At 30.1% G+C, this 25259-nt stretch carries 25 protein-coding genes and 2 pseudogenes (1 of these 27 cut by a window edge); 25 read left to right on the forward strand and 2 right to left on the reverse strand.

Going from position 1 to position 25259, the window contains the following annotated elements; genetic code table 11:
• The first annotated feature begins 10 nt into the window (after positions 1 to 10).
• Complete coding sequence (locus C8269_RS00820) at positions 11 to 301, forward strand: DUF3847 domain-containing protein (protein WP_106459982.1); 291 nt, start codon at positions 11 to 13, stop codon at positions 299 to 301.
• A gap of 449 nt (positions 302 to 750) precedes the next feature.
• On the opposite strand, the pseudogene C8269_RS00825 reads toward C8269_RS00820, so the two are convergent.
• Positions 751 to 909 (reverse strand): annotated as a pseudogene (locus tag C8269_RS00825) (IS110 family transposase); the annotation flags it as partial.
• A gap of 393 nt (positions 910 to 1302) precedes the next feature.
• On the opposite strand from C8269_RS00825, the gene C8269_RS00830 reads away from it, so the two are divergent.
• The 4 genes from C8269_RS00830 (at position 1303) to C8269_RS00845 (ending at position 3034) form a co-directional block, all read left to right on the forward strand.
• Positions 1303 to 1614 (forward strand): single-stranded DNA-binding protein, encoded by a 312-nt coding sequence (locus C8269_RS00830; RefSeq protein ID WP_106459984.1) that lies wholly within the window; start codon positions 1303 to 1305, stop codon positions 1612 to 1614.
• Between the two features lies 1 nt (position 1615).
• Positions 1616 to 1774: a Maff2 family mobile element protein gene (locus C8269_RS00835; RefSeq protein WP_004825242.1), complete on the forward strand. Its 159-nt coding sequence runs from the start codon at positions 1616 to 1618 to the stop codon at positions 1772 to 1774.
• Positions 1775 to 1891: 117 nt separating this feature from the next.
• Positions 1892 to 2110 carry a helix-turn-helix domain-containing protein gene (locus C8269_RS00840; protein ID WP_002839984.1) on the forward strand — a complete coding sequence of 73 codons (219 nt, stop codon included), beginning with the start codon at positions 1892 to 1894 and terminating at the stop codon, positions 2108 to 2110.
• A 429-nt stretch (positions 2111 to 2539) separates the two neighbouring features.
• On the forward strand, positions 2540 to 3034 hold the full coding sequence (locus C8269_RS00845) for a hypothetical protein (RefSeq protein WP_106459985.1): 495 nt from the start codon (positions 2540 to 2542) through the stop codon (positions 3032 to 3034).
• A gap of 256 nt (positions 3035 to 3290) precedes the next feature.
• Here the strand turns inward: C8269_RS00845 and C8269_RS00850 are convergent, their stop codons facing one another.
• Positions 3291 to 4283 carry a helix-turn-helix domain-containing protein gene (locus C8269_RS00850; protein ID WP_106459986.1) on the reverse strand — a complete coding sequence of 331 codons (993 nt, stop codon included), beginning with the start codon at positions 4281 to 4283 and terminating at the stop codon, positions 3291 to 3293.
• A gap of 537 nt (positions 4284 to 4820) precedes the next feature.
• On the opposite strand from C8269_RS00850, the gene C8269_RS00860 reads away from it, so the two are divergent.
• The 20 genes and pseudogenes from C8269_RS00860 to C8269_RS00960 all read left to right on the forward strand — a co-directional run.
• Positions 4821 to 5402 carry an MptD family putative ECF transporter S component gene (locus C8269_RS00860; RefSeq protein WP_101540133.1) on the forward strand — a complete coding sequence of 194 codons (582 nt, stop codon included), beginning with the start codon at positions 4821 to 4823 and terminating at the stop codon, positions 5400 to 5402.
• Between the two features lie 4 nt (positions 5403 to 5406).
• Positions 5407 to 6120, forward strand: coding sequence for an energy-coupling factor transporter transmembrane component T (locus tag C8269_RS00865; RefSeq protein WP_106459987.1), 714 nt, complete (start codon positions 5407 to 5409; stop codon positions 6118 to 6120).
• Positions 6117 to 7580, forward strand: a complete 1464-nt coding sequence (locus C8269_RS00870) for an ABC transporter ATP-binding protein (protein ID WP_106459988.1) — start codon at positions 6117 to 6119, stop codon at positions 7578 to 7580. The genes C8269_RS00865 and C8269_RS00870 overlap by 4 nt, the downstream gene beginning before the upstream one ends.
• 116 nt (positions 7581 to 7696) lie before the next feature.
• Complete coding sequence (locus C8269_RS00875; RefSeq protein ID WP_234025814.1) at positions 7697 to 9472, forward strand: ABC transporter ATP-binding protein; 1776 nt, start codon at positions 7697 to 7699, stop codon at positions 9470 to 9472.
• Positions 9465 to 11210 (forward strand): ABC transporter ATP-binding protein, encoded by a 1746-nt coding sequence (locus C8269_RS00880; protein WP_106459989.1) that lies wholly within the window; start codon positions 9465 to 9467, stop codon positions 11208 to 11210. The genes C8269_RS00875 and C8269_RS00880 overlap by 8 nt, the downstream gene beginning before the upstream one ends.
• Positions 11211 to 11564: 354 nt before the next feature.
• Positions 11565 to 11855, forward strand: a complete 291-nt coding sequence (locus C8269_RS00890; RefSeq protein WP_106459990.1) for a DUF3847 domain-containing protein — start codon at positions 11565 to 11567, stop codon at positions 11853 to 11855.
• 335 nt (positions 11856 to 12190) lie between these two features.
• Positions 12191 to 13831, forward strand: coding sequence for a MobQ family relaxase (mobQ, locus tag C8269_RS00895; protein ID WP_106459991.1), 1641 nt, complete (start codon positions 12191 to 12193; stop codon positions 13829 to 13831).
• Positions 13832 to 13904: 73 nt separating this feature from the next.
• Positions 13905 to 14078 carry a hypothetical protein gene (locus C8269_RS10845; RefSeq protein WP_180339346.1) on the forward strand — a complete coding sequence of 58 codons (174 nt, stop codon included), beginning with the start codon at positions 13905 to 13907 and terminating at the stop codon, positions 14076 to 14078.
• 196 nt (positions 14079 to 14274) lie between these two features.
• Positions 14275 to 15834, forward strand: a complete 1560-nt coding sequence (locus C8269_RS00900) for an IS1182 family transposase (protein ID WP_106459992.1) — start codon at positions 14275 to 14277, stop codon at positions 15832 to 15834.
• A 198-nt stretch (positions 15835 to 16032) separates the two neighbouring features.
• A complete protein-coding gene (locus tag C8269_RS00905; RefSeq protein ID WP_106459993.1) occupies positions 16033 to 16560 on the forward strand; it encodes a PcfB family protein in 528 nt (175 codons plus the stop codon).
• Positions 16561 to 16662: 102 nt separating this feature from the next.
• Entirely contained in the window at positions 16663 to 17391 is a 729-nt protein-coding gene (locus C8269_RS00910) for a phage replisome organizer N-terminal domain-containing protein (RefSeq protein ID WP_106459994.1), read from the forward strand.
• A 157-nt stretch (positions 17392 to 17548) separates the two neighbouring features.
• Positions 17549 to 17710 carry a hypothetical protein gene (locus C8269_RS00915; RefSeq protein WP_019213949.1) on the forward strand — a complete coding sequence of 54 codons (162 nt, stop codon included), beginning with the start codon at positions 17549 to 17551 and terminating at the stop codon, positions 17708 to 17710.
• Between the two features lie 78 nt (positions 17711 to 17788).
• Complete coding sequence (locus C8269_RS00920) at positions 17789 to 19408, forward strand: recombinase family protein (protein WP_106459995.1); 1620 nt, start codon at positions 17789 to 17791, stop codon at positions 19406 to 19408.
• Between the two features lie 20 nt (positions 19409 to 19428).
• Positions 19429 to 20901: pseudogene (locus C8269_RS00925) on the forward strand (helicase); the annotation flags it as partial.
• Positions 20902 to 20944: 43 nt separating this feature from the next.
• On the forward strand, positions 20945 to 21601 hold the full coding sequence (locus C8269_RS00930) for a DNA-binding protein (RefSeq protein ID WP_106459996.1): 657 nt from the start codon (positions 20945 to 20947) through the stop codon (positions 21599 to 21601).
• Positions 21602 to 22102: 501 nt separating this feature from the next.
• Positions 22103 to 22234, forward strand: a complete 132-nt coding sequence (locus C8269_RS00940) for a DUF1413 domain-containing protein (protein WP_442778138.1) — start codon at positions 22103 to 22105, stop codon at positions 22232 to 22234.
• A gap of 133 nt (positions 22235 to 22367) precedes the next feature.
• Positions 22368 to 22736 carry an ArsR/SmtB family transcription factor gene (locus C8269_RS00945; protein ID WP_106459997.1) on the forward strand — a complete coding sequence of 123 codons (369 nt, stop codon included), beginning with the start codon at positions 22368 to 22370 and terminating at the stop codon, positions 22734 to 22736.
• Positions 22737 to 22881: 145 nt separating this feature from the next.
• A complete protein-coding gene (locus C8269_RS00950; protein ID WP_003145146.1) occupies positions 22882 to 23103 on the forward strand; it encodes a cation transporter in 222 nt (73 codons plus the stop codon).
• Between the two features lie 15 nt (positions 23104 to 23118).
• The gene (locus C8269_RS00955) at positions 23119 to 24963 is read left to right on the forward strand and encodes a heavy metal translocating P-type ATPase (RefSeq protein ID WP_106459998.1); all 1845 of its coding nucleotides are present in this window, start codon (positions 23119 to 23121) and stop codon (positions 24961 to 24963) included.
• A 143-nt stretch (positions 24964 to 25106) separates the two neighbouring features.
• Positions 25107 to 25259: the start of a Csac_0668 family 2Fe-2S cluster-binding (seleno)protein gene (locus tag C8269_RS00960; protein ID WP_106459999.1), read on the forward strand. The gene runs 327 nt beyond the window's last position; 153 of the gene's 480 nt are visible here — the first part of the coding sequence; the start codon lies at positions 25107 to 25109; the stop codon falls past the right edge of the window.

A 25259-nucleotide genomic window follows, 5' to 3' on the forward strand; every position in this document is an offset into this window, starting at 1 on the left:
GGAGATTAGTATGAAAAAATTAGAACAAATAAGACAAGAATCAAAAGAAATAAAAGATAAAATTGACGATACAGAAGAAAGATTAAGGCAATTAAAAAATCAAGAAAAGAAGATATTAAAACAAGACATAGTGAAAAGAAGAAAAGAAAGAACTCATAGGCTAATAACAAGAGGAGCAATTTTAGAAAGCCTTATAGAAAACGCAGAAGAACTAACAGATGAAGAAATAAAAATCCTACTAGAAGAAGCAACAAAGACAAAAGAATTTAAAGAAACACTAAAAATAATGATAGAAAATTAAGAAAAATAAAATAACCAAATCTCCCTTAGATTTTCTAAGGGCGCAATTATACACCCTAAAGGGTGCTTGCGTCATGCGGAGCCAAACCCTTGCAGGGAGCAAAAACCATTCGCTTTTTAAAAGTCAAGGGTAAATAAACTCGCTAACGCTCGCCCTTGACTTTTAAAATTTGAAATGAACAAAACAATTAAGCCGACATACTGAAACAACAAAAATTAATTCAGTAGTCGGCTTTTTCTATTCTATCATTTCAAAACGCTCATTCACAAAGTGGCTATAAAAAATCTATTAAGCCTCCACCTAAAACAACAAAAAAAGAAAGACTAACTATTAAAAGTCAAGAGGTGAAATAAAAAAATATAGGGATTGATATAGATAAAAAATGAATAAAAATAGGCACAACAAAAAGACCTAATATTTAATAGATTTTAAATATTGGGTTCATAANTGTTAGAATCAATCGAAAAAGAGGAAATAAATTTCTGAAACTTCTCTAAACCCTTAATAGAATTAGAAAAAGAAAAGGACTCAGAAACAAGTTTCCCATCAGAATCAATTATTGAGGCTTCGTGGTTTTTCTTTGCAATATCAACACCAATGTAAAACATAAAATCACCTAGCTTTAATATAAATTTAGATAGAGAAAGGACCCTCAAGAACTTTACGACAATCAAACCTCGTTAGACATACAGCAACGAAATGCGCTATCCAGCTCATACTGATAAAGACGTAAAGAAGAGGCGTAACCCTAATTTAGGAAGACTAGCTTCAAGGAGGTTAACTACGACCTCTATCTATACAATTATTATCCCATAAGAAAGTGGGATTGAGAACAAAATGTAGTATTTATTACTACAACTATAATATACGAGGAGGTTAAGATGTTAAGGATAAGAGCTCCTACTTAGAACAATTTAATAAGGAATAATGTATAGCGATTGGAAATAAATAGATCCAGTCGCTTTTTTAATTGAAATTTATAGATTAAGGAGAAGAAATTAATGGATAGAGAAATGATAAATATTAATGCAAATTTAGTTAAGGAAGCTCTTTTTTCAGAATTTGAAAAAGATGGAGAAAGTGTTCAAGTAGCTAATTTTGCTCTTGTAAAAAAATATGGAAAAGGCAAAGAATATACAAATTGCTCAGTATATGGAGAAAAGGTAGAAATTGCAAAAGAATTTGAAAAAGGAGATCTGATCCATGTCTTTGGATATTTCAAAGAAAACAAAAAAGGAGATAAGGTCTACAAGAATTTTATAGTTAAATCACTAAACAAAATAGAAAATAAGAAAGAAAACGAGGAGGAATAATATGGAATTTTTTACAGCTGGAGTTGGAGTTTTAAAAACACTTGTAACTGCAATTGGTGCAGGTTTAGGAGCATGGGGAGTTATTAACTTAATGGAAGGTTATGGTAATGATAACCCTGGTGCTAAATCTCAAGGTATTAAGCAATTTATGGCAAAATAAAGACGGAATAACACAACAAATTCTCTAAAACAAAACACTAAACCAATGTAAGATTGAATGAAATCAATATTTATGCTATAATTAAATAAATCTAATAAAGAGAAAAAGAGGGATATTATGGCACTTAACTATAAACCATTATGGATACAGTTAGCGAAAAAAGGATTAAAGAAAACAGATGTAATAGCTATGGCAGGACTAACAACAAATGTTATGGCACAAATGGGCAAGGATAAACCAATTACATTTAAGAATTTAGAAAGAATATGTAAGGCTCTATCTTGCACTCCTAATGATATTATTAGTTTTGAAGATGAATTTGAAAAAGAGATTTAAATTCTTATAGTTCTTTACACTTGATTTACAAGGGATCAAAGAAAATCTTAATAAGGGTTTCTAAAATTTTATTGAAATAATGTATAATTTGTGATAGCTTACTTACAATTTTAGAATTGTAATCTTTATATAGGGTGTTTTTATATCTTGTCAATGATTTTGTAAATATCTTTTAGATTGGAATCCAAAGTTTTGTGAGTTATTTATTTGAGAATTTACAAAACTTCTTAATACATGACCTGTATGTGTATAATGACATTGACAAGAAGACATCTGTGATTATAGATTTTAAATAACTATATAAATTGTAAAAAAGTATAGCACTAATACTAGCAAGAAAATTTATACGAATTTAGTTGACACAACTAAGAAAAATTGCTCCCATTTACGAAATGGTTTATACTTCAAGAGAGGAGGTAAACTAAATTGATGAAAACACTTGGTATGTTAACAATCATCTGCTTAACAGCATCAATTATGATGATGAATTTTATACTTATTATACCAAAATTTGGCTCGAAGCATTTCGGCGCACCTGATGATATCAAAGTTATGATGAGTAAGTTGCCAGATAAACCGATTTGGGTCAATATAATCGGCGGACTTATCATGATACTTGGATTGCTAGCCATTGCAGCCGTTCTAGGCTGGGCAATTGTTGATACAGTAAAATTTAGTTTAACTTTTCAGCAAGCCTTTTTTAGATTTTTAATACTATTTGAAGGATATAAGCTTTTTGATATTATCTTTTTTGATTATCTCATGCTTACCAAGTTAAAATTGCCGACTAAAGTTTACCCAGAGACGGTTGGTGCTAAGGGGTATGATAATTTTGGATTTAATGGGAAAAGTCAGATTGCAAAAATTATAATCTTCTTTTTCGTGAGCCTAATTTTGGCATATTTACTGACCGTTTTGGTTTAACTAAAAATTCATAACTTGTAATGTTCAATTCAACTTCTTGGCTATTTGTTTTAAGGGGCTGTAGCTTAAAAAGAACCAATTATCAGAAATAGATATAAGCCATGAACAGTTATATGAAGATAGGTTAGAGGGAAATATAAGCGAAAGAAACTTCAATCTTATGTGAGCATATCTAAAAAACAAGACAAGAACCATTCCTATACAAATATCTATACATGCAAATTCATATAAGATAAAGGCGTATAAAAAAATTAGTTTAATCACAGCAATCACAATTTAAATTGTGATGTTCGCAAGCTAAACTACGGACTTCACTAGGAAGTTTCCCTTTGTATCTTTTGTAATAAATGGAAAATTTGCTATGGGATGCGTATCCAACAGATTGAGCTATTTCCTTTATAGGAAGTTTGGTATTTAAGAGAAGAGTCTCAGCCACGTTCATTCTTTTTCTTTGAGTATATTCTGTAATGCTTTGACCATATTTTTCTTTGAATAGATTTTTTAATTTAGTCCCGCTCATTGTAGATATTTTTTCAAGAGTTTCCTGGTTTACATTCATGGCGAAATGATCATCTAAAAATCTGGCTACATCTTCAAGTGCTTTATTATCATCAGATTCAATTTTATATTTTTTCCTATTTAAGTAGGTATCTATTACTATACTTACCCATTCATTTGCTTTGGCTTTAAAGAAAAAATCAGCGGCTGGAGCATCCATCTTACAATTTAATATTTCCATTGCCACTTTTTCTAAAGACTTTGTAAGTATTATTTGATTAGTTTGAAGTAAAGCCCTATAAAATGATTCCGGATCAATATTAATGGCTGATAGGTGGTTTTCCAAAAGCTCTTTTTTAAAGCCTATAGAAACAGAAAGATAATTTGAATTCTCGTGTAATAAAAACAGAAAGTCATCTTTTATATTATCAAAATCAAAAGTACATAAGGAGTTTGCAGTAAGTGTTTGATAAGGATTAAATTTTTCACCGTTTGCACTTACTATGTAGCTAGTGTATATAGAAACATAGTCCGACATACTATAAGTATTGTTTTGAACTACTTCTTCACTGATATAAAAATCATGTATACCAATAATAAATCCATCACCTTCATAGAACCAATAAAGCCCTTCTGCATAAGTTAAATCTTCTCTACTCCAACAAAATGTATGCCCTGCACTTGAGTATTTCTTATTATTTTTACATTCATCTACTTTCATATATTCTTTTACAAAATCATAATAAGTCATAACACACCTATCCCTTTTAGACAATATTCCATTTAGCCTTAAATTCAACAAGCTATTGTATTAGTAATTATAACTGATGTATAATAAAAAAGCAATGATATTTATTATCAACTAAGCGAACTTATATCTAAAAGGGATATTAAAGAAAGGCGGATGATTATGAAGATTTATAAAAACTATTTGCTTATGTAGAGGATAAAATATCTTGGGGTTTTCTCCATAGTTTTTTCTGCTATATCTGCTGCACTTACAGTATATGGATATTATTTAATCTACAGATTTTTAGACAACTTAATTATCCATGCAGATTTATCTGGTGCAGAGTGCATATCATTAAAATCAGTCTTTGCATTAAGAAGTGGAGCGATATTTTATTTTGTTTCAACGATATTTTCACATGTATTGGGATATACGATTGAAACAAATTTGAGGAAAAGAAGAATTGATGGTTTAGAGAAAGCATGCTATAAGCTCTTTGATTTAAACCATTCTGAAAAATCGGGTTAAATTTATTATTGTGAAAGGATTGAAGAAAAAATGAATAAAAAATTACAAGTTAAAGATTTAATGACAGTTGGAATATTTACTGCTTTATATTTAGTAGTAATATTTGCGTCTATGATGTTGGGATATTTACCAATCATTATTCCTTTCTTAGGAGGGGTAATGGCTATATTTGGCGCAATACCATGTATCTTATATATTTCAAAAGTAGATAAATTTGGAATGGTATCATTAATGGGAGTTTTATCAGGATTAGTATTTTCCCTTATGGGGAGTGGGGTAATTGTACTTTTATTTGGGATTGTTTTTGGTCTATTGGCTGATTTAGTTATGAAATCAGGAGGATATAAAGATTTAAAAAGATCAATATTGGGCTATGCAATTTTTTCCTTATGGAGTGTAGGGTTTAGCTTAAGAATGTATATAGATAGAGCAAATTTTTTTGCTTCTCAATTAGAAACTTATGGAAAAGATTATGTAGATACTTTAATATCTCTAACCCCAACATGGACATTACCAGTTATAATTATTATTACTTTCATTTCAGGACTCATCGGAGCAAAATTAGGTGTGCGCATATTTAAGAAACATTTTATGAGAATTGGAATAAAATAAAAATATGTATACCAATCAAAAAAAATTATTTCAATTAGATCCAAGGACAAAAATTTTATTAGTGCTTACTATTAGTACCATTTTAATTAGTGGAGGGACTCAGGGCAATATGTTCTATGTGAGAATATTTTTGTCACTGACCCCCATAGTCTTGCTATTTATTGATGGCAAGGTAACACTTTTTGTAAAGTTACTTTTTTTATATGGTCTGCTATTTTTTATAGATGTAAATTTAAGTAATAATATTAAAGGAACATTAAATTTCATATTAGGTGCTATGGTAGGAATATTTACGCATATGTTACCAGGTTTTATAATGGCATATTATTTATTTGTTACAACAAAGGTCAGTGAATTTATTTTAGCCATGGAGAAATTAAAAACTCCTAAAACTTTAATTATACCACTTTCTGTGCTATTACGTATGTTCCCAACAATGAAAGAAGAATATTCTTATATCCAAGATGCGATGATTATGAGAGCTATTTCATGGAAAAATGGTCCTGCAAAAATGTTTGAGTATAGAATTATTCCATTTATAGTATCAACTATTACAATAGGTGATGAGTTAATAGCAGCTTCATTGACTCGTGGAATTGATAATCCAATAAAAAGAACTAATTATTTTGATATAAAGATTAAGTTTTTAGATGTAGTCATTATAACTGCCTGTATATTATGTTGGGCTATTTATTTCTTTGATAAGGTGAAGCTATGATTAAGTTAGATGATGTAAGTTTCAAATACCAAAATGATAAAGTAGATGCTATCAAAAATATCAATTTAGATTTTGAAAAAGGAAAAGTTTACCTTTTGTGCGGGGAAAGTGGTTGCGGGAAAACTTCAATTATAAGAACTATAAATCGATTAATTCCAAATTTTTATAAAGGTGCTCTTTATGGAAAGTGTGAAATATATGGAGAAAATATTGAAGATATTCCTATGTATGAATTATCAAAAAAAGTAGGTACTGTATTTCAAAATCCCAGAAGCCAGTTTTACAATATAGATACAACTAGTGAATTAGTATTTAACTTAGAAAATCAAGGAGTTGATAAAAAAACAATATGTAAAAATTTAGAAAATGTAATTGCCAAATTCAAAATAGACCACCTATTAGATAAAGATATATTTAATTTATCAGGAGGAGAAAAACAGTTAATAGCGTGTGCTTCACTAGCAGTAAGCAATCCAGATATTATAGTAATGGATGAGCCTTCGTCTAATCTAGATAAATGTGCTATAAAAAAACTAAGTGAAATTATCAAATATTGGAAAAAACAAAATAAAACAATAATTATAGCTGAGCATAGAATTTATTATTTGATGGATTTGATAGATGAAGTAATTTTTTTAGAAAATGGAGAGGTTAAAAAAACTTATTCAGCTATTTCCTTTAAGAATATTGATGAATCTGATTATGGGGCATTAGGATTAAGAACAAGAAATATTACAATGTGTAAAGAAAACAAAAATAAAATTGCAGTTGGGAAAAATTTTATAAGCATAGAAAACTATTTTTTTTCTCATTATAAAGATAAACAAATTCTAAATATAAAAAATTGTGTAATTCCCAAAAATCATACAATTGCAATAATTGGCAATAATGGCTCAGGGAAAACCACTTTTTCAAGGTGTCTATGCGGTTTAGAAAGAAAGTTTAATGGAAAAACTGTGATTGATGGGAAAACACATACAAATAAAGAAATGCTTAAAAAGTCATTTTTAGTAATGCAAGACGTTAATCATCAACTATTTACGGAAAGCGTAAATGAGGAGATACGAATTTCAACAGATAAAATTGATGATAGTAAGATAAATGAAATATTGGATAAATTTAATTTAAAGAGTAAATTTGATTCCCATCCTATGACTTTATCAGGAGGAGAAAAACAAAGACTTGCTATAATTACAGCATTAGTCTCTAAAAGGGAAGTTTTAATCTTTGATGAGCCTACTTCAGGACTTGATAGGGACAATATGCTTGAGTTTTCAAATTTTGTAAAGGAACTTTCAGACGATGTAACTAAAATTATTGTAACTCATGATTATGAGCTGATTTTAGAAACTTGTGATTATGTTATACATCTGGAAGATGGAGAAATTAAAGACTCCTATTTTTTAAACAATAAGGGAAATGAGAAATTAAAAGATTATTTTTGTGATAATCAAATATAAAAGGCTATAAAAGTATAATTTAATATTATTTTTAATATATTAAAATATATTAAAAATAAAGTAGGACTAGTTACATGGTGAAACAATATAGGAGTATTAATAAATAGAATAGGATGGTGGTTCTGTTGAATAATAATTGGATAAAAACAATTTTTGAATTTGCATCGAATTGCAAAGATAAGTTAATTTTGTCAGTAATTATGGCAATTATTGGTGTGTTTTCTAGTATCATACCTTATTGGGCGGTATATAGGCTAATTGTAGCATTTATGGAGCAGAAGGCAAATATAGAATATGTCGTATATTATGGAGCTATTGCAATCATATCCTATGTCGTAAGATATATTTGTCATGGAATATCAACATCATTATCACATATATCTGCTTATACAATTTTAAGAAGTATTCGAGAAAGATTAGGTGAAAAATTACTTAATATTTCTATGGGAAATGCGTCAAAAAAGACAATAGGGGAGTATAAGTCGATTATTGTAGATAGGGTTGAAACAATTGAACTGCCTCTCGCCCATATCATACCAGAATGTATATCTGCTTTATTTTTATCAGTGGCTATTGCAATCTTCATGTTATTCATAAGCTGGGAAATGACACTGGCGATGCTTCTTACGGTTCCTTTGGCTCTAATTGCATATAAAAAACTCATGGGAAACTTTAATGAACTTTATGAGGCTCAGATGAAGTCAAATAAATACATGAATTCTACGATTGTAGAATACATTAGTGGTATTGAAGTAATAAAAACCTTTAATCAGGATAGCCAATCCTACCAGAAATATAAGGACGCTGTAAATGGATATAAGGAACATACTTTAAATTGGTTTAAATCAACATGGAATATTATGAATTTTGCAAGCTCTGTGTTACCATCAACATTTTTAGGGACCTTACCAGTAGGAATGATTTTATATTTAAAAGGATCTTTAACTCCAGCTGACTTTTGCATATGCTTAATGCTTTCCCTAGGGATAGTTAGTCCTCTTACACAGTTTACAAACTATGTAAATCTGTTAAAAAGTATAGAATATGCAATAAAGGATATAAATGAAATTTTACAAATACCCAACCTTATTTCCACTGATAGAGAAGTTGATGTAGATACAATGAACATAAAATTTAAAGATGTATCTTTTTCTTATGATGATGAAAATACAGTCTTAGATAACATAAACTTAGATATAGCTGAAAATTCTTTTACAGCCATTGTTGGACCATCTGGATCAGGAAAATCCACTATTGTTAAACTTATTTTAAGATATTGGGATATAGATAAAGGCGAAATAACAATAGGTGGGAAAAATATCAAAAATATACCATTGAAACAGCTTAATGATTTGCTTGGCTATGTATCTCAGGATAACTTCTTATTTAACGAAAGCATCATGGAAAACATACGAATGGGAAATTCTAATGCAAGTGATGAAGAAGTAATAGAGGTGTCAAAAATCTGCGCTTGTCATGATTTTATTATGGAACTTGAAGATGGATACAATTCAAATGTAGGAAGCCTTGGAAGTAAACTATCGGGAGGACAAAGGCAAAGACTTTCTATAGCTCGAATGATGTTAAAGGATTCACCTATAATCCTACTTGATGAAGCTACAGCCTTTATAGATCCAGACAATGAAGAAAAAATACAAGAAGCAATTAAACTTTTAACAAAAAACAAAACATTGATAGTAGTAGCTCATCGATTGTCTACTGTAAAAGATGCAAATAAAATAGTTTTGTTAAACAACAAGAAAATATTAGACGTAGGAAGTCATGACGAACTTCTTAAACGATCTAGCCTATATAAAGATATGTGGTTATCCCATATAGGAGCAAAAACAAAGTCTACTGTTTTTAATACAGGAGGAGAGAGCTATGTTTAAAACTACAGGTAGAATTTTAAAATGGGCCAAAAAATATAAAAAAAGAATGAGAAAAGGTTTTGTCTATTCATTTTTAAACTCTGTTTTTATTTCTATGCCTATTATGTTATCGGTATACGTATTCAACCTCATTCTTAAGAACTATTTTGATGAAGGTAATTATGGAAAGAAAGAAATACTTATAGTCACAATATTAATGATTGTATTTGTTCTGGGAAGATATGCCACCTCCTACCTTAAGGCTGTAAATCAAGAAAGTATAGGCTATGAAGTAACCGCTGACCAAAGAATTCAAATCGGTGATATACTAAAAAGAGTAGCACTTGGATTTTTTCAAGAAAACAACCCAGGAGAACTTACTAGTGCTGTAACTACGGATTTATCTTTTTTTGAAAATTATGCCATGAAAATGATAGATATTGTGATTAATGGCTATATAATGGCAGCTGTCATGATACTTAGTATCTCCTTTTTGTCTTGGAAATTAGGGATAATAGCTGTTTCGGGGGTATTGACTTCATATATATTCCTAGCACTGCTTGGCAGGTTTTCTGAAAAAAACTCTATTCCTTACCATAAGGCTCAAAATAATTTGGTGGAAGCCACAATGGAGCTTGTAATGGGACTTCCAACAATTAGGGCTTTTAATAAAGATGATGCTAGTCTTAAGAATTTTAATGAGGCTATTTTAAGTAGCAAACAGACTAATATTAAAATTGAAAGTCAGTACACACCCTTCAACTGCTTACATCTATTTTCGTTGAAACTAGCATCAATTTTAATTGTTATATTTGCTGGAATTATGACTATAAAGGCTCAAATAGAAATGCCTATTATGATTGCTGTGTTTATATTTTCCTTTATTATGTTTGCTTCTGTAGAAAATGTAAACTCGGCAACCCATGTGTTAGAGATTTTGGATAAAACATTGGATGATTTGGACAAAATGAAGAGAACAAATTTTTTAGATGAAAATGGAAAAGATTTGCTATTAAAAAATCATAATATTATCTTTGATAGAGTAAGTTTTTCATACGATAAGACACCTATTATAAAAGATGTTTCCTTTGAAATTCCAGAAAAAACAATAACAGCTATAGTCGGGCCATCAGGTTCAGGTAAAACGACAATATGTAATCTTATTTCACGTTTCTATGATGTAAGTGAAGGTAGTATAAAGATTGGAGATGTAGATATAAGGGACTTAACCTTATCCAGTCTACTTTCTAATATAAGCACAGTATTTCAAAAAGTATATCTATTTAATGACACAATCGAAAATAATATAAAATTTGGAAAGCCTACTGCTAGCAAAGAAGAAGTAATTAATGCAGCTAAAAAAGCTCAGTGCCATGACTTTATTATGAAATTACCGAACGGCTATAAGACAATTGTTGGTGAAGGTGGTGAAGCATTATCAGGAGGAGAAAAACAGAGAATATCTATAGCTAGGGCTATGCTAAAAGATGCTCCTATAATCATATTAGATGAAGCGACATCTAGCATAGATCCAGAAAATGAATATTTAATACAAAGAGCCATATCTAATTTAAGTAAAGGAAAAACTGTAATTATTATTGCCCATAGAATTGTAACAATAGAGGAAGCAGACCAAATACTTGTATTGGACGATGGGGAAATTGTTCAAAGAGGAAAACACAGAGATTTAATAGAAGAAGAGGGACTATATAGAAGTTTTATGAGAATCAGGGGTAAAGTAGAAAATTGGAAAATATAATAAGGAGATAAAATAAATGCTAAAATTGAGTCACATATCATGTAGGGTTGATAATTTACAAGAGGCTTGAAAAAAATCACTGAAATGGGCTTTAAAATTGAGTGGGGCTCTAATAATATAAATAAAAATGGCAGAAGAATTTATCTACTAATAGCCTACATCTTTTATCTTTGTGAGAAAAATATGATAAAAAAGATAAACAAAAAGTTATAACATTCCAGATTGGGATTACATGGAAAGATATATAGAAAACGTAAAACTAAAATGTAATATAGAAATGTATAACATTTAGAAAAAAGACGATTAGAAAAGTAAAAACTAGTCGTCTTTTTTAATACAAGAAAGGAGTTATATATGAAAAAATTAGAACAAATAAGACAAGAATCAAAAGAAATAAAAGATAAAATTGACAATACAAAAGAGAGATTAAGGCAACTAAAAAATCAAGAAAAGAAAATATTAAAACAAGACATAGTAAAAAGAAGAAAAGAAAGAACTCATAGGCTCATAACAAGAGGAGCAATCTTAGAAAGCCTTATAGAAAATGCAGAGGAACTAACAGACGAAGAAATAAAAATTCTACTAGAAGAAGCAACAAAGACAAAAGAATTCAAAGAAACATTAAAAATAATGAGAGAAAATTAGGAGAAATAAAATAATCAAATCTCCCTTAGATTTCTAAGGGCGCAATTATACACCCTAAAGGGTGCTTGCGTGCCTTTAGAGCCAAACCCCTGAAGCGACCAAAAACCATTCGCTTTTTAAAAGTCAAGGGTAAATAAACTCGCTAACGCTCGCCCTTGACTTTTAAAATTTGAAATGAACAAAACAATTAAGCCGACATACTGAAACAACAAAATTAATTCAGTAGTCGGCTTTTTCTATTCTATCATTTCAAAACGCTCATTCACAAAGTGGATATAGAAAATCTTCTAAGCCTCCGCCTAAAACAACAAAAAAAGAAAAAGGAAGTGATAAAAATGGCAAACAGTTTTCATTTTTCAGTAAACATAATATCAAGAGGAAAAGGAAAAAGTGCAGTAGCAAGTGCAGCATATATAAGTGGAGAAAAAATAAAAAATGAATGGGATGGAGTAACCCATGACTATACAAGAAAAGAAAAAGTATTAGTAAAAAATATAATATTGCCTGATCATATACCAAAAGAATTTAATGATAGGTCTACCTTATGGAATAAAGTAGAAATGGCAGAAAAAAATTCTAATGCACAACTAGCAAGACAATTCATAATAGGACTACCAAAAGAATTAACTTTAAGTGAAAATAAAAACCTAGTTGAAAGATTTATAAAAGAAAATCTAACATCACAAGGAATGATAGTAGATTATGCAATTCATGATGAGAGTCAAGATAAAAATGGAAATATCCATTGTCATATCATGACCATAATGCGACCCATAAACGAAAAAGGAGAGTTCTTAGCAAAGTCAAAAAAAGAATATATCCTAAATGAAAAAGGAGAAAAAGTATTAAACAAAAATGGAAAACCTAAAACAAGAAAAGTAGAACTAACAACATGGAACAATAAGGGCAATGTAGAAAAATGGAGAGAAAACTTTTCAGACCTTTGCAACGAATACCTAGCAAAAAACAAAATAGAAAAAAGAGTAGACCATAGGAGTTTTAAAAGACAAAATTCAGATTATCTACCGACAATCCATTTAGGATCAGCAGCAAGTGCAATGGAAAGAAAGGGAATAGAAACTGACAAGGGAAACTATAATAGAGAAATAAGAAAATATAATCAACTTGTAAAAATAATAAAAGAAGAGATAAAAACATTAAAGGGTTGGATAGGAAATTTATTAGATAACCTATCTACTGCTTATGAAAAATTTAAGGATATAGAAAGAGATAAGGTAATAGACAACCCTAAACTTTTCAATCTAACAAATTATCTATTAACTTATTCAGAAATTCAAAAAGAAAAAAGTAAATACCTAAAAGGATATGCCAAAACTAATAAAGAAAAGTATGACTTCAAAAAGCTAACAAGTGCATATAGTTATTTAAGAAAAAATGACATAGAAACCATAGGTCAGTTACAAACAAAAATAGAAAGTTTAAAGTCTAATAGTTATAAGCTAAATAAAAAAGCAAAGACAATCCATAAAGAAATGGAAGATGTAGAAAAGAAAATTCTATACTATGAAATCTACAAAGCCAAAAAAGAAGTGTATGAAGAATATCAAAAGAAAAATTTATTCACCAAAGATACATTCTATAATAAACATAAGAAAGATATAGACCAATATAAAGTAGTAAGCGGGAAATTTAAAAAACTCCTATCAGATAAGGAAAAACTAAGTCCTAAAAAGTGGAATGAAGAAAAAAATCTTTTAATGGCAAATCTTGAAGAAATAAATAAAGAAAAAGACAAGATAAAAGATGAATACCAGGAAATTAATCATATAAAATATTCAGTAGATTTTGTAAACAAAGAACTTGGCATAGATTTATCCATAGAAATAGATAAGTTAATAAAACAAGGTGAAAAACCAAGTGTAATAGCACAAATTAAAAAATTCCAAGACCAAGTTAATAAAGATAATGAATACAGAGAAATGATGAAAAACAAGAAAATGGATCAAGAAAGATAAGACCTGGTAAAAATATCTTATCCAAGCTATAATATGACCAAGAAAATAAAGGCAGATCTAGGAGATAATAGAGATGAATAAAAGGCAAGAACTAATAGATGAACTCATAAAAGCAGATCAAGATGGAACATATAAAACATATAAAAGCACAGAAGAAATAAAAGCAATGAACAATGAAGAAGTGCAGATATTATATTCCAACATGAAAAACTATCTATCAGATAAAAGAACACACATAAACTACTAAAGGTGGAAAAGCAAAATAAGAGCAGAAAAACAAGAAAAGGTACAAAGACCTAAGAAAGCCATAAAAATATCAAAATAAAGCATTCCACCACCAACAACAACTAAATAAAAACAAGCAAAGGGGCTGTTGCAAAAGTCCTAACATAGAAAAAGACGAGGAAAGTGAAATCCTCGTCTTTTTCTGATACAATGTATTTATGAAACAAAATAGTAATACATCATCATTAACTAATCTTACACTAGTTGGTGATACAATTCAATTAAAATTAAACTTTAACACAGAAGTATACATCCAAGATGACATAAAACTAAGGCTTGTAAAAAATATAATTGAAAGGATAGACCTAACAGAACTAAGAAAAGTCTACTCATCATTTGGGAGAAAACCTACTGTAAATCCAGTAACAATGCTTCAAATAATAATATTCTGCTACTCTGAAGGAATATTCTCATCAAGAGAAATAGAAAAATCATGTAAATATGATCTAAGAATAAAATATCTTCTTGACGGACAAACCCCACCAGATCATAGCACAATAAATAGATTTAGACAGAAAATAGTAAATCTAACACCTAATCTACTAAGTCAAATAGTAGAAATACTAGTAGAAGAAAAGCAAATAGATCTATCAAGTATATACATAGATGGAACAAAAATAGAAGCTTATGCCAACAGATACAGCTTTGTCCGGAGAGGAAGCACAGAAAAATGGCAAGAAAAACTAAGAATCAGAATAATAAAGCACTTCAATTTAAATAAAGACTTAACACCATCCCAAGTATTAGAAGTAGTAAAGATATCATTTAATCAAGTAAGTAAAGAATGTATAGAAAAGAAAATAAACTTCGTACATGGTCAAGGAAAAAGAAAACATCAACTCCAACGAGACTATGAACAACTAAAAGATTGGAAAAATAAGTTAGAAACTTATCAAGAACACCTAGAAATAATGGGAGATTACAGAAACTCCTACTCAAAAACAGACCATGACGCAACCTTCATGAGAATGAAAGAAGACCACATGAGAAATGGTCAACTAAAGCCAGCCTACAACATTCAGCTTGCAAGCGCATCAGGTTTCATCATAGGTGAAAATATATCCCACCATACAAACGATATGTACACCCTAAAACCATTCTTAAAAAAACTACAAGAAAACTATCCAAACAAACTAGACAAAATAGTAGCAGATGCAGGATATGAAAGTGAAGAAAACTATGTATATCTAGAAGAAAATAAGCTAACATCGTACATAAAACCATCAAACTATGAGCAATCAAAAACACGAAAATATAAAAAAGAGCAAGAATTTAAGGGAAGTCTAATCTATGATGAAAGTCAAGACAAATATATATCACAAGAAGGCAAAGAATTCATAAGATGCAAGGACAGATACAATAAAAGAAAAAGTGGATATATAACAACTACAAAGGTCTATAGGTGTTTTGATTGGAACAAAGATGGTCAAAAAACTAAAGGAATCTACATAGCAGAAACCTTCCAAAAATATAGGAAAGAATCATTAGAAAACATAATATCTGACCAAGGAATAGAAGAAAGATTAAATAGATCAATCCAAGCCGAAGGAGCATTTTCCAAAATAAAGTCAGGCTTAAACTACAACAGATTCCACCATAGAGGAAAAGAAAATATAATAAGTGAAATATGCCTCTTATCAATAGCACTAAACTTAAATAAACTGTCATCAAAAATAGAAAATAAAGATTTAAACATCATAAAATACAAAGCTGCTTAAGAAAAAAATATTAATTTCATAAGCTCTATTAAGTGAGCCTATTTTTAATAAAAATGTGGAAAAATTCATTCTCAACTTAAAAACTTCTATAAAAATTAATGGCTTGATACAGATATATAATAAAAAAAGCAATGCGCAGAATAGATTTACCTATTCTGCAACATCACCTTTTTTTAATTCAAACAAAGGAGATAAAACATGATAAACGAAGAAATAAGCAAAGAAGCAGGTCAAGCAGCACAAACCATAATAACATACACAATAAAGGCAGCAAAAGAATCAATCAACTTAGACAAAGAAATAAGAAAAAAGATGAATGATACCTTAGAAAAAGCAAATGGAAACCTAAAAAGCCTTATGGGAAATGAAATTAAAATAAAAGACCTCTACAAAAGAAGACAACTAGAAAATATAAGCATAGATCAAAGCGACCTCAAAGACTTAAAAAAAGAACTAAACAAACTTGGAGTAAGTTTCTCAGTAATGAAAAACAAAGAAAGCCAAAACTATGAAATATTCTTCCAAGCCAAAGACATAAAAGTAATGGAATATGCCTTTAAGCAAGTCATAGCCAAAGAAAATAAAAAAGAAAAAGAAAGTATCCTAAAACAAATAAAGAAATACAAAGACCTATCCAAGAACAAGAATAAGACAAAAGAAAAAGTCAAAAGAAAAGTAAAAGAAAAAGTAAAACCAAGCAAAAAAGATATGACCAGAGAAATCTAAGGGAGTAACGAAAAGTTACACCCTTAAATAACTATAATAACAAGAATTCCGAAAATCGGAAATCAAGAATTTCGATTATCGAAAATCAAGAAAGGAACAGATATGGCAACAAACAAAAGATATTATTGGATAAAACTAAAAGAAGAATTTTTCACAGACAAAAGGATAAAAAGATTAAGGAAAATATCGGGAGGAGATACCTACACGATAATCTACCTCAAACTTCTACTACTAAGCCTAAAAGATGAGGGCAAACTCTATTATGACGGAGTAGAAAGTGATTTTATAAAAGAGTTAGCACTAACCATAGATGAAACAGACGATGATGTAATGGTTACAGTTAATTATTTAATCAATCAAGGCTTATTAGAAGTTGTAACAGAAAATGATGAATACTATTTAACTGAAATACCAAACTTAATTGGATCAGAAACAGCCTGGGCAGAGAAAAAAAGAAGATACAGACAAAATAAACAGAGGACATTGTCCTTAATGAGTCCAACCCATGTCCGACAAGAGATAGAGATAGAGAAAGATATAGAGATAGATAAAGAGAGAGAGGGAGAGATAGATAAAAAGTCCACCCCCATTTTTTATGGAGAATTCAAAAATGTAAGGTTAAGCAAAGAAGAATATAAGAACCTTAAAGAAAAATTAAACTCACACGCAGAAATAATGATAAACAAACTATCAAGATATATCAAAAGCTCTGGGAAATACTATAAAGACCATTATGTAACAATCCTTAATTGGTATGAAGAAGATAAAGACAAACTAAGACAGAAAGGTTTAAATAAAAAAATGAACTATGATGTAGGAGAATCTTTATAGATAAAAAGAGGTGGAAAGGCACTATTAAAGACTTTAAGTCTAAAAAGGTATAAAAGTATGCCAGAGATAATAAAAAGATAAATATGACACTTAAAAGGCGATTAGAAAATTAAAAATCTAATCGTCTTTTTTTATTGCAACAAAATGGAGGAATTACATGGAATTAAAAAAGAAAAAACGAAGTGGAAAAATCAACTATGAAATAAAGCGAGTATATGTAGGCAAAAAGCCGATTGAAGAAGTATTCGAAGATATTATCGAGCATGTAGTCGAAAGAAACTTAGAAAAAGATAGAGAAAATAAACAAACGCAAGCGTAAGTATTGATTGACTAAACGGGAGTATTTTAGTATAATTAAATTATTGAGATAGTCCTGTTTAGGGAAAGGAGATTGAAATTGGGCAGGACTAAAAAATATGTAGCAGGACTTTATTGTAGACTATCAAAAGACGATGGAAACTCAGTTGAGAGTATGAGTATATGGTCACAAAAAGTAATGTTAAAACAATTTGCAGAAAGTAACAGTATAGCCATTTATGATTATTATGTAGATGATGGTTATTCGGGAACAAACTTTGAAAGACCATCATTTAAGAAGATGATTACTGATATTGAAAACGGAAAAATAAATTGTGTTATAACAAAAGACTTATCAAGGTTAGGAAGAAACTATCTTCAAAGTGGAGCATATATCGAAATGTACTTTCCACAAAAGAACATAAGATATATTGCAATAACAGATGGTATAGACACATTAAATAGCAATCAAAATGATATTATGCCATTTAAAAACATTCTCAATGAAATGTACGCAAAGGATACTTCCAAAAAAGTTAAAAGTGCAATTCAAAGTAGAATGAGAGAGGGAACATATATAGGCTCTAAAGCTCCATTTGGTTATCTAAAAGACCCTAATAATAAACGCAGATTAATCATAGATGAGAAAACTAAACCTATAATAGAACTCATTTATAAGTTGTGTTTAGAGGGTAAGGGTACTCAACTTATTAGCCAGGAGTTGATGAGTAGAAAAATTCCAAGACCAAGTGCTTTTGTTGAAAATGCTGAAAAGCTTTATGGACTAACTGAAGAAAATAAATATCAATGGTCACATAGAATGGTGTTAAATGTTTTACGAGATCCAGTTTATTGTGGAAATATGGCAAGAAATAAAAGACCTACCTTATCATTTAAGAACTCAAAAAGAATGTATATTCCTAAAAGCGACTATATTTATGCTAAAAATACCCACGAGGGAATAGTTAGTGAGGAAATATGGGAACAAGTTCAAACAATGGTTGATAAGAGGAAGTGTAACAATAAAAAGGGACTCTATTATGACAACATTTTTCAAGGACTTGTAAGATGTCCTAAATGTGGTTATGCATTGACACCAAAAACTGATTATAGGCTTAAAAAGAAAGAACTCATAGACTTTGTTCACTTTTCTTGCTCCACATATAAAAAATATGGAGTAAATGCTTGTTCATCACACAGAATTGAAGCTAGGGATCTATATAATATTGTTCTTGAAGATATACAATATCATGGAAATATGGCACTATCTGCTAAAGAAGACTTTGTCGAAAAGATAATAGAAAAGATTGAAGTAGAAAAAATTGATGAGGGAAAAGAACTATCTAACAAGCTGGAGCTTAAAAAGAACCAATTAGCAGAATTAGATAGAAGCTATGAACAGTTATATGAAGATAGGTTAGAGGGAAATATAACCGAAAGAAACTTTAATCTAATGAATGTGAGTATATCTAAAAAACAAGACAAGTTAATCGAGGAAATCAAAGTCTTAGAGGGCGATATAGAAGTATCTTTTGAAACTGAAGATAACTACAAGAAATTCATGGATAATATTAGCAAGTACGCTAAGATAAAATCGCTAAACAGATATATTTTAAATCAAATAATAGATAAGATATATGTCTATGACAAGGAAGAAATAGACGGTCAAATAAGCCAAAAGGTTGAAATTCACTACAAGTTTATAGGTAAATTAAATTGACCACTTCGGACTACTCACCAGACCTAGAGCAAAGAAGTGGTAGAATTGTTCGTCAAGGTAATGAAAATGATAAGGTAAATATCTTTAGATATGTAACAGAAAATACCTTTGATGCCTATTTGTGGCAGACAATAGAGAATAAACAGAAATTCATTTCTCAAATAATGACGAGCAAGACACCTGTGCGTGTTGCTGAAGATGTTGATGAAGCAAGTCTATCTTATTCGGAAATTAAAGCTTTAGCTACTGGCAATCCTCTGATTAAAGAAAAAATGGATTTAGATAACGAAGTTACAAAATTAAAAATGCTGGAAGCAAACTATAAGTCTAATAAATATAAGCTTGAAGATAAGGTAAATAAAATTTATCCTCAAAGTATTTTAAAAACTGAAATGGAAATACAAGCAGTTAAAGAAGATATTGCAAGTGTTGAGAAATTAGGAGAAGGAGATAACAAATTCACTTCAATCAGTCTTGGTACAAATAAGATTTTAGATAAGAAAGAAGCTGGAGAAAAGCTATTAGAAGAAATAAAAAAGGTAAAGATAAATGATAGCAAGGTCATTGGTAAATATAGAAACTTAGACTTACAAGTTTCATATAACTTTATGACTAATACTCACACCTTTAAACTACTAGGAAAAGCAGAATACTTTGGAGAGTTTTCAAACTCTACTGATGGTAATATAACAAGACTTGATAATGCCATTGAAAAAATGCCAGCAAGACTTGAGAGGTTAAATCAAAATCTTGAAAACTATAAAGAATCTTTAGAAAATGCCAAAGTAGAATTAAGAAAACCATTTGAAAAAGCAGATGAGTTAAGGGATAAGACACTAAGATTAGCTGAAATTAATAAACTTTTAGATATGGGAGAAGTAGAAGAATTAGAAAATCAATCACCATTATTAGAAGATTTAAAGAGGGCGATAGTTGATTATTCTAACTACGAGTTCTCAGAATCTAATAGCTATGAAGACTTTGACAAATTATACCCTGATTTAAGCCATATAGGACTTGCCTATACAGAAACACCTGATGGTAAGCACACGATTCAATATGAGGTAAATTTAGAAGAAAAAACATGGACTCAGTATGTAGATAATGTAGCTATTAGAACAGAATCTTTTGTAGAAGAAGATATATCTAATTCACAAGCTATTAAAGATATGACTGAAGCCATAAAGATGTCAAGTTTTGATGATCTGGTATCAGTAGATGAAGAAGATTTAAAACAAGCTCTAGGACTAGAAATAGATGATGACGGAAACTTCTATGACCCACTAGCAAAAGATCTTGACAATGATGGAATACCAGATAGGTATGACAATGATTTTAAAGATAGTGATTACTTTGAATCAACTTATGATGTAGAGGATAATCTTCACGCAAGGGAAGAGAAACCATCAATATTGGGACAAATATCAAAATTCAAATCTGAAGAAGAAAAAGATAAAAATCAAGAAAAAAGTGAAAAAGGACAAGAAAGATAGAGGAGGGCGAATAGCTCTCCTTATTTAATACAAGGAGGAAAATATGGAATACAAAGATATTAGAGAAAACTTAGAAGAAATGATGAATGATAATTACAAGGATTTTATAAAAGCACTTGTGAGCATAGAAAAAGGCATTACTGATGAAAAAGCACTTGAAGAAGTCTATGTTTTATTTATGAACAATGACACAACAGGTCTACTAAGTGATGACTTTGACTATATGATTGATGATATGAAAGAACAAGGTAAGCTCATTGAAAATACCAATGAACTTGAAGAAAAAGACGATCTCATAAATCTCGTGGGTAATATAGCAGGTCAAGTAGAAAATCTTGAAAGAGAAAATGCTAATGGAGAAAAGTTCAAAGTAAGTAATTTTTCAATTGTTTCAAAAGATGACGATGGGAATAAAGTTTATACCAATTGTTCAGCCTATGGAGATAAGACAAAAGATTTAGAGAACTTAAAGCAAGGAGATTTTGTTAAAATATTTGGACAAGTAAAAACAAGCATTGACAGCAACGGAAAGGAACATAAGAATGTCCGTATTTTGTCTTCTAAGCTCTTAAAAGCAAAAGAACAAGTAAAGAGTCAAGATAAAGATAAAAACTCCATATTAGGGCAAATAAAAAGCTTTAAGACAGATGACAAGGCTAAGTCAAACAAGAAAGACCATAGCAAAGGTGCAGAGAGATAAATATCGGCAGTCTTCGGACTGCCTTTATTTTTTTGCTTTTTTAAAGTGATATATCAATTGATTGAAAATAACCTATAGTTAATGTTATAATAGATTTGTATGTAATAACAAACATAAGTATTTTTTAAATGTATATATGTACGAGATTAGCTATCGAAAAAATAATCTTGGAGGTTATATGGAATTAAGTTATAAAAGGTTATTTAAAAAACTTATTGATTTAGATATGCAACATATGATGATACCCTAGTAAGGAAGATTATCCAGAATGTTAGTGTTTATGATGACCACTTTGTAATATGCTTTAAATCTGGAATTGAAATGGAAGTATGATTTAATACTAATATAAACCGTCAATTAAGAGTTAGGTTCTCTTGATTGGCGGTTTTTGCATTGACTTTTACATGATTTATACATGTGATATTATCAAAAATGTTGTTTATAATGTTATTGATAAGGAGTTGACCACATGAGTGATATAATAAGCTGTTAGATGAAGCTATTAAAGAAACCGAAAACTTGTACGAAGGAGAAGTCTTTATTTTTAAGGATTTGTTTAAAGGATATGTATGGAACAGGATACCGAGAAAGGACTGTACTAATGTCTTAGTAGATGTTTTTGAGATATTTTAAATAATATAAAAAACACTTGAATAAATGCTCATATAACTATTGACACAAGAGAAAAACAATAATATAATAAATATACAACGTATGAATGCTTGCTCAAGTATTCATATGAAATGATTTAAAAAGAGGTGATAATATGACTAAAAAATTTAATTCAATTGAAAGATGTGACTTCAATGTAATTCATGAGGATATTGTAAATCAAGTTAGAGATAAAATGCCTCAAGAAGAAAGCCTTTATGATCTAGCAGAATTATTTAAAGTATTTGGAGATTCAACACGAATCAGGATATTATGGGCTTTACATGAAGCTGAAATGTGTGTTTGTGATATCGCTGTATTACTTAACATGACACAATCAGCAATTTCCCATCAGCTGAGAGTCTTAAAACAAGCTAATTTAGTGAAAAACAGAAAAGAAGGCAAAGTAGTATATTATTCATTAGTTGATGATCATGTAAGAGAAATATTTGACCAAGGTCTAATTCATATCAACGAGAAGTAGTAATGCGGTAGAATAGAATATTTTTTGAAGATATTTGGGAATATATTTAAGTCTTCATTTCAAATGAGCAATGCTTCAAGAAAATTTGAAAAAGACTTGTAGTATTCAAAATAAAATTACAAATAATATTTAGGAGGATTTAATAATGAAAAAGAAATTTATACTTGAAGGTTTAGATTGTGCAAATTGCGCGGCAAAAATGGAAAAGGCTATTAATGAGCTTGATGGAGTGAAAGAAGCTACTGTTAACTTTATGACCACAAAACTCGTTATTGATGGTGAGGATGAAAAAATGCCAACAATAATAGCAGAGGCCGAAAAAATAGTTAAAAAAATCGAACCCGATACAACTATGAAAAAGGCTTAAAGGAGGCGATTTAGTATGAAAAAACGACTATGGCGAATAATTATTGGTGCAGCCGTGTTAGCTACAGCAGTATTGCTTAGTTTAAATAACGAATGGTTACAGATTGCTCTCTTTATAATAAGTTACATTATTGTAGGTGGAGATGTTGTAAAAAGAGCTGTAAAAAATATTTTTAAAGGTCAAGTTTTCGATGAAAACTTTTTAATGAGTATTGCAACAATTGGTGCATTTTTTATTGGTGAGTATCCTGAAGGTGTTGCAGTTATGCTGTTTTATCAAGTTGGAGAACTGTTTCAAAGCTATGCAGTTGGCAAGTCGAGAAAGTCAATTGCAAGCCTTATGGATATTCGACCAGATTATGCAAATGTTAAAAAAGGTGATGAACTTGTCAAAGTTGACCCAGATGAAGTACAAATTGGAGATATTATTGTAATTAAAGCAGGAGAAAAAATTCCTCTTGATGGCAAGGTAATTGAGGGAAGTTCAATGATTGATACATCGGCACTAACAGGAGAATCTGTTCCTCGTGAAGTAGAAGTTGGAAGTGATATCCTAAGTGGGTGCATCAACATTAATGGGGTTATTACAGCAGAGGTTACCAAGGAATTTGGAGAATCTACTGTAAGTAAAATTCTTGATTTAGTTGAAAATGCAAGTAGTAAAAAATCCAGTTCAGAACAATTTATTACGAAGTTTGCGAGATATTATACACCGGTTGTGGTTATAATTGCAGTTTTTCTAGCTATTATACCACCTCTTGTTATAGACGGGGCGACTTTTAGTGATTGGATATATAGAGCACTAGCATTCCTTGTGGTATCCTGTCCGTGTGCTTTAGTTATTTCAATTCCTTTGAGTTTCTTCGGTGGAATAGGTGGAGCCTCAAAAAAAGGTGTTTTAGTCAAGGGTAGTAATTATTTAGAGGCATTAGCAGAAACTGAAATTGTTGTTTTTGATAAAACTGGAACACTAACGAAAGGTGTATTTAATGTACAGGAAATTCATCCAGAAGGAGTTTCCAAAGAAGAGCTACTAGAATTAACTGCACATGCGGAAAGCTATTCCAATCATCCGATTTCACTTTCACTGAAACGTGCATATAGCAAAGAAATAGACAATGGACGTATTTCAGATGTAGAAGAGATATCAGGTCATGGTGTTATTGCAACAGTAGATGGCAAAAAGGTTATGGCAGGAAATATCAAACTTATGAAAATGATGGATATCCCTTATTTCAAGGGAGAGCTGATCGGTACTATTATACATGTTGCTGTTAATAATAAATATATAGGTTACATTGTAATTGCCGATGAGGTAAAGGAAGATTCAGCACAAGCAATCAAGGAACTTAAGGCAGCTAATATTAAACAAACAGTTATGTTGACAGGTGATAATAAAAGTATTGGTTCAAAAGTTGCTAAAGAGCTTGGTCTTGATAAGGTTTATGCAGAACTGTTGCCAGCAGACAAAGTTGAAAAACTAGAAGAATTATTTTCGCAAAAATCTAAAAAAGGTAAACTTGCTTTTGTTGGTGACGGAATCAATGATGCACCTGTATTAACTCGTGCAGACATTGGAATAGCAATGGGTGGTTTAGGTTCTGATGCGGCCATTGAAGCTGCTGATGTTGTAATTATGACTGATGAGCCATCGAAAATTGCTACTGCAATGAAGATTTCTAAAAAAACACTAAAAATTGCACATCAAAACATAGTATTTGCAATTGGAATAAAAATAATTGTTCTTATTTTGAGTGCTTTTGGAATAGCTACTATGTGGGCAGCTATATTTGCAGATGTAGGTGTAACTATCATTGCAGTATTAAATGCTTTTAGATCTTTGAATGTAAAGAATCTATAAACTATTTTTCCTATTCACCCCTTGAATGATACCGATAATTGACGATACAATCAAGGGGTATTTTTTAATTTAAAAACTATAAATGAAAATTGGTTGGGATTTACCTTGAATTAAATAGTTTTAAAGATATGGATGTTATTTAATTGAAAGTTATTGATGAATGTTGCTGTGAATGTATCACACAAAATTTAAATGGAACAAAGGCGAGTTGCCCTGTCTGTAATAATGAAGGAGTAACAGTTAGTAGGATAACCGTTGAACACTTGGTGACAGATGATTATCGTAATGCCGTTGAT

It is taken from the genome of Anaerococcus sp. Marseille-P3915, assembly GCF_900258475.1.
Taxonomy (GTDB): Bacteria; Bacillota; Clostridia; order Tissierellales; family Peptoniphilaceae; genus Anaerococcus; species Anaerococcus kampingae.